At 60.8% G+C, this 5,609-nt stretch carries 6 protein-coding genes; all 6 read left to right on the forward strand.

Translation table 11 applies throughout. From position 1 onward, the window contains the following. Nucleotides 1-590 (forward strand): hypothetical protein (locus tag AC1DGP_RS34655; RefSeq protein WP_476833234.1); only part of this gene is annotated, 590 nt, incomplete at its 5' end. A 73-nt stretch (nt 591-663) separates the two neighbouring features. Next, a complete protein-coding gene (locus AC1DGP_RS34660; protein WP_441508825.1) occupies nt 664-1,128 on the forward strand; it encodes a hypothetical protein in 465 nt (154 codons plus the stop codon). Continuing rightward, nucleotides 1,121-2,353 (forward strand): HlyD family secretion protein, encoded by a 1,233-nt coding sequence (locus AC1DGP_RS34665; protein ID WP_476833235.1) that lies wholly within the window; start codon nt 1,121-1,123, stop codon nt 2,351-2,353. The genes AC1DGP_RS34660 and AC1DGP_RS34665 overlap by 8 nt, the downstream gene beginning before the upstream one ends. Before the next feature lie 394 nt (nt 2,354-2,747). Next, nucleotides 2,748-3,017, forward strand: a complete 270-nt coding sequence (locus AC1DGP_RS34670) for a hypothetical protein (protein ID WP_441508827.1) — start codon at nt 2,748-2,750, stop codon at nt 3,015-3,017. A 761-nt stretch (nt 3,018-3,778) separates the two neighbouring features. Then, a complete protein-coding gene (locus tag AC1DGP_RS34675; protein ID WP_441508828.1) occupies nt 3,779-4,255 on the forward strand; it encodes a CBS domain-containing protein in 477 nt (158 codons plus the stop codon). A gap of 72 nt (nt 4,256-4,327) precedes the next feature. Beyond that, nucleotides 4,328-5,587, forward strand: a complete 1,260-nt coding sequence (locus AC1DGP_RS34680) for a GntP family permease (RefSeq protein WP_476833236.1) — start codon at nt 4,328-4,330, stop codon at nt 5,585-5,587. The last annotated feature ends 22 nt before the right edge of the window (nt 5,588-5,609 follow it).

Below are 5,609 nucleotides of genomic sequence, written 5' to 3' on the forward strand. Positions count from 1 at the left end.
GCCACAACATGTCGACATTGAAGCACTGGTCGCTTGCTTTCGCCCTGCTTGCCGGCGTGGCGTCCTGGTCCGACAGCCAGCCGGCCAGAGCGCAGACGGTCATTGTCGCGGGTGTCGGCCCGGCGGCCATCGATGAGCTCAATGTCAAGTTTGCGGCAGTCGACCGGGCCAATCACACCATAATCGTGCAGCAGCGAGGCCACCGTTGGCTTGTCGAGGTGCCGGAGGTTTTCGGTGATCTCTCCAGGGTCAAGGTTGGAGACAACCTCGAAATCAGGCGGATCGACGGGGCAATCGCGGCCGTCACCAGGGGCAAGAAGGGACTCAAGCCCGGCATCCGGTATTCCGAAGGCAAGTCTGACGCGGTTTTCCAGAACCTCCCATCCCGGTTTGTGACCCGCACCGCGACCGTGACGGCAAAGTTCAACGGCTTCGACGCTGCCAAGAAAATTGCCACGATCGACGGTCCGGATGGACGGCGTTCGCTGCCGGTCGCGGATCCCGTCCTCGCCGCCGATCTCCAGAAGCTGAAGCGCGGCGACATGATCGAGCTCGTCTTTACCGAGGCGTTCCAGGTGACTCTCAAGTGATCGGGTGCGGGCTGGCGTTTCGCGCCTGACACGGATACCGTCGCGATAGCGTCAAGGGTCGGGTGCGGAAGCCATGTCGTCGCCCAACATTCATCCTGCTGCTTCGCACCATTTGCCGTCTTTCATCACGGCACCGGGAGAGACCGACTATCTCATGGTCGCAATGGCGGTGGTCCTCGTCGTTGCGGTCCTGACGGTTGGCATCATCTTCTTTCGTCTGCACACGTTGCCCGAGCGGATGGCGCACAAGTCCAATAAGCTCCAGTTCGAAATTGTCGCGGTCCTCGGGCTTCTGGCGCTGTTCACCCATATCCACCTGTTCTGGGTGGCCGGGCTTCTGCTGGCGTTGATCGAGTTGCCCGACTTCTCCGGCCTCTTCGGCCGCATGGCTCACGCTCTCGAGCGAATTGCAGGCTCGGCGCCCCGCCGCAGCGGCGGGGCAACAACCGAGCCACCAGACCCGCCCGATACCCGGAAGACGCCGGTCGTTCACGAGCCGGGGCACCATGCCCGGCAGAAGGAGCCGAGCCATGCTTGAGCTCATGTTCTGCTCGCTTTTGACGATCCTGCCCGACTATCTTTTTCGCCGTTACTGGCAGGGCAGGCGCATTGGCAAGGAGATCACGCTCTACTCAGTCTGGTTCGAATTGCGCTGGGGCATCACGGCCTGCGCGATGTTGACAGTCGGGCTGATCACGGTGGTCTTCTACTTTCACCCCTCGACCACGAACGCGACCCTGTTCTTCAGGGCAGTGCCGATCATGCCGGAGAACAGAGGAAAGGTCGCAGAGGTCTTTGTCGGGCTCAGCGGCAGGGTCGAAAAAGGAACCCCCATCTTCCGCCTGGACAGCCGTGAGCAGGAAGCGGCAGCCGAGACCGCCCGCCGCAAGATTGCCGAGGCCGACGCTGCCCTGGTTGTCGCCCGATCCGAGCTCGCCTCGAGTGAATCCAAGATCCAGGAGGCGAGGAGCGACCTCCAGCAGGCGCAGGACGAGTTGCGGACCAAGCAGGAATTGGTGCGACGAAACGCGAATGTCGTCGCGCAGCGTGAGATCGAGAAGCTGGAGGTCAGCGTTGCCGGGAGAGAAGCCGCTTTGAACTCGGCGACCGCAGCACATGATACTGCCCAGATACGGATCTCGACGCTGCTGCCGGCGCAGAGGGAAAGTGCTCAGGCGGCCCTGGCTTTGGCCCAGATCGACATCGAGAACACGGTGATCCGAGCCGGGTTCACCGGCCGTGTCGAACAATTTGCGCTTCGTGCTGGCGACCTCGTCAATCCGAACATGCGCGCGGGCGGCGTATTGATCCCCGAKGGGGCCGGACGATCGTCGTTGCAGGCCGGCTTCTCCCAGATCGAGGCGCAGGTCATGAAGGTCGGGATGGTTGCCGAGGCCGTCTGCATCTCGAAGCCTTGGGTCGTCATTCCGATGGTGGTGACCGCGCTGCAGGATTTTATCGCAGCCGGGCAGTTTCGCGGTGGCGAGCAGTTGATTGACGCACAACAGGTCGCCAGGCCTGGCACGATCCTGACATTTCTCGAGCCGCTCTATCCCGATGGGCTCGAGGGGGTGACGCCAGGAAGCAGCTGTATCGTCAACGCCTATTCTAGCAATCATGATCGCATCGAGGCGAAGGACACCAGCTCCGTCAAAAAGGTCCTCCTTCATGCGGTCGATGCGGTCGGGCTTGTTCATGCGATGATCCTGAGGATCCAGGCACTGGTTCTGCCCATTCAGACATTGGTTTTCACCGGACACTGATCCGGTCCGTGCGATCCTTGGTCCTCGCGCTTAATACCGTCGACACTGTGGTAGCCGTGCGGGAGGATCAGGCAAAATTCCGATAAGGTAGGGGGTGGTTTTGACCAAATCCGAGGAGTCCTCGGGGCCTGCCGCCCTCGACTACGGGGCTCCTACGATAGCCTTCGACGGCATCGGGGGCCTCCTGCACGGAAACGGCCTGTACAGCATCGTTTTGATTTCCGGCCGACCCACCGTGATGCGCAACCAGTCCGTCCCGATCGTCCCGATCGTTTCATGCCAGATTCAGAGTAACCGTGAAGGACTCCTGCAACCCAAGAAGGCAATCGACGACTTGCTCTTGGCCACTACAGAGCCTCACGGTCAGGCGCAGTGACATGGTACACTCCTGCTGATGAAAATAACGGAACACGACATCCGCGACGGGGAAAGCAGCCGTGATTACGTGCGGCGCATTCCGCTTTGGCGACTGGCAGCGCTGCTGGTGATTGGCGTTGGAGCATTTGTTGGGATCGCAACCTTCTTTGCAATGTCGTTCGTGACTTTCAGGCAGTTCTGGATGTCGCTCCCGTTCTGGGCCAACATCTTCATCTTCCTTAGCTTCTTCATTATTGTTCTTGCGGTAGTATCTGTGATCATGCTTCGCGACAGTCGGCGACGCTGAGGGCACTCATTGAAAGACATGACGCCGCCGAAGGTCGCCTAGGCACTGCTTCTGGTTGGCAACCATTCGCCCATGCAGAACGTTGCTTGCCATTTGCTGCGTTTGGTGGCGGAAAGGTCCGCGTTCGGGTCGGTACATCCCCGGCATGGGTGACTCAAGGGGCCCCGGTTGGGCCTCACACGCTCCGAGTTCGAATACCAAGTCTCATAATAACCAAAGCTGACATCCACTTCGCGAAGGCCCCGAAACTGATCAAATAGCCGAACCAGCCCTCAGATCTGTGACCCCGATGGACTGGGCATGGCATCGCCCTAGTAACACCCTCCCGAGGCTTGCGCCCCACAACGTGTACGGAAAACGCTCGCGTAGACAGACGGAAAGCTGCTCCCTTCGCCCTTTCCGGTCAATGCGTGTCATGCCGTTGGTCGCCAGTGACCACCCAGGCGCGGAGGGTGGCGGACGACCGGGCGCCTGCGGGCCTGCAACAACCGTCTCCTCGGCAGCACCGCACAGGGAGGCACGGACGTATTGGCCCTAGGGACAGGTTCTCGCTGCCATGAAGCTGCTATAACTCCAATCGTGCGATGAGCTGCACAGCGATTGATCCGGACCTGTTCGCACGAGTGATGACTTACTGGATTCGGCCGGTGGTCAACGAAATAACTCCATTGTATGACGACGATTTCTGACGACCTGCGTTAGGTATCGTGAATACTTTCGATAGCATTTCGTCGCTTGCTGTATTGTGGGGGTGAGAGCAGATGCCAACGCTCAACAAGACCGCGCACGAGCTACTGCAATCCAAGCGTTCGGAGGTCTCCGCCGTCATCAGCGTGGCACCGAACGACACAGTTCTCAGCGCCCTTACGCTGATGCGGGACAAGAATGTCGGGGCTGTCGTCGTACTCGACCGTGGTGAGCTCAAGGGCATCCTCACCGAGCGCGACTACGCTCGGGATGTCGAACTGGAGGGCAAAACAGCGGGCGCCTGCCTTGTCCACGAGATCATGACCGACCGTTCGATCGTTTTTGCGAGGCCTGGCGATTCCGTCGAGCGATGCCACGCCTTGTTGAAGACGCACCGCATTCGTCATCTGCTCGTCTGCGAGGAGCGCAAGGTCATCGGCGTCCTCTCGGTCCGCGACATTCTCGAGGAGATCATCGCGGAGGAAAAAAACGTCATTCGCGAGCTCGAGACGGACAGGCTCATGATGACGACGGATACCGGATCATACTGAGTTCGACGTTTCCGGCGTCCGGGTACTGCGCCGTGCAGGGGAAATAACAAGAGAAGTGCTGGAGTAAAGCGCATGGATTTCCTGATTACCCTTGCTGCTCTCGTCCTGCTGATGTTCGTCGCCTATCGTGGCTTCAGCGTTATCCTCTTCGCGCCGATCGCCGCGATGCTGGCCGTACTGGTGACGGATCCCGCGGCAGTGCCGCCCGTGTTCACCGGCATCTTCATGGAGAAGATGGTCGGCTTCGTGAAACTGTATTTCCCGGTCTTCCTGCTCGGCGCGGTCTTTGGCAAGCTCATCGAATTATCGGGTTTCTCCAAGTCGATCGTCTCGGCGGTCATCGGCGTCGTCGGGCGCGAGCGGGCGATGCTCTCGATCGTGCTGGTCGGCGCGGTTCTGACCTACGGCGGCGTTTCGCTCTTTGTGGTCGTCTTCGCGGTATATCCGTTCGCGGCCGAGATGTTCCGGCAAAGCGACATCCCCAAGCGCCTCATCCCCGGCACGATCGCCCTGGGTGCCTTCACCTTCACCATGGACGCGTTGCCCGGAACGCCGCAGATCCAGAACATCATCCCCACCACTTTCTTCAAGACGGATACGTGGGCCGCTCCAATTCTTGGAACGATAGGTGCGATCTTCATTCTCACGGTGGGCATGGCCTACCTGCAGTGGCGCCGGCGGGTGGCCGCGGCGGCTGGAGAGGGCTATGGCGAGGGCCATACGAACGAGCCCGAACCAATGGCTGAGGAGAAACTGGTCCACCCCGCCATCGCCCTGGCGCCGCTGGTTGTGGTCGGGGTGGCCAACAAGATCCTGACGGGCCTGATCGTCAAATACTACGGCACCACTCACGAGGTGACGCTGGCGGGAATGGTGAAGCCTCTGATCACGCAGGTGTCGTCGGTCGCCGCGATCTGGGCCGTCCAGGGCGCGCTCCTGCTTGGCATCCTGACCGTGCTGGCCTTCGCCTTCCGAGCGGTCATGCAGCGCTTCGCCGACGGCACCAAGGCCGCGGTGGCGGGATCGCTGCTGGCCTCCATGAACACGGCGTCGGAGTACGGCTTCGGCGGCGTCATCGCAGCGTTGCCAGGGTTCGTCGTCATCGCCGACGCCCTCAAAGCGATCCCGAACCCGCTGGCCAACACGGCGATCAGCGTGTCGGTGCTCGCAGGTATCACCGGCTCGGCCTCCGGAGGCATGAGCATCGCGCTAGAGCAGGTTCATGGTTTTCCGATTCTGCCGGGATTCCCAAGCGCCGCGAACAGTGCGATTCCTTCCTTGTCTGACGCGGGAGGCCGGGATGGCACGGGCTTACAGCCAGGATTTGCGTGAGCGAGTGATTGCGGCGACCGAG

It is taken from the genome of Allobosea sp. 05T433 (assembly GCF_056396065.1).

Excerpts from the sequence above, each read along its gene's own strand:
- AC1DGP_RS34680 (WP_476833236.1), top strand. The coding sequence starts at position 4,328 with ATGGATTTCCTGATTACCCTTGCTGCTCTCGTCCTGCTGATGTTCGTC.
- AC1DGP_RS34675 (WP_441508828.1), top strand. The coding sequence starts at position 3,779 with ATGCCAACGCTCAACAAGACCGCGCACGAGCTACTGCAATCCAAGCGT.
- AC1DGP_RS34660 (WP_441508825.1), top strand. The coding sequence starts at position 664 with ATGTCGTCGCCCAACATTCATCCTGCTGCTTCGCACCATTTGCCGTCT.
- AC1DGP_RS34670 (WP_441508827.1), top strand. The coding sequence starts at position 2,748 with ATGAAAATAACGGAACACGACATCCGCGACGGGGAAAGCAGCCGTGAT.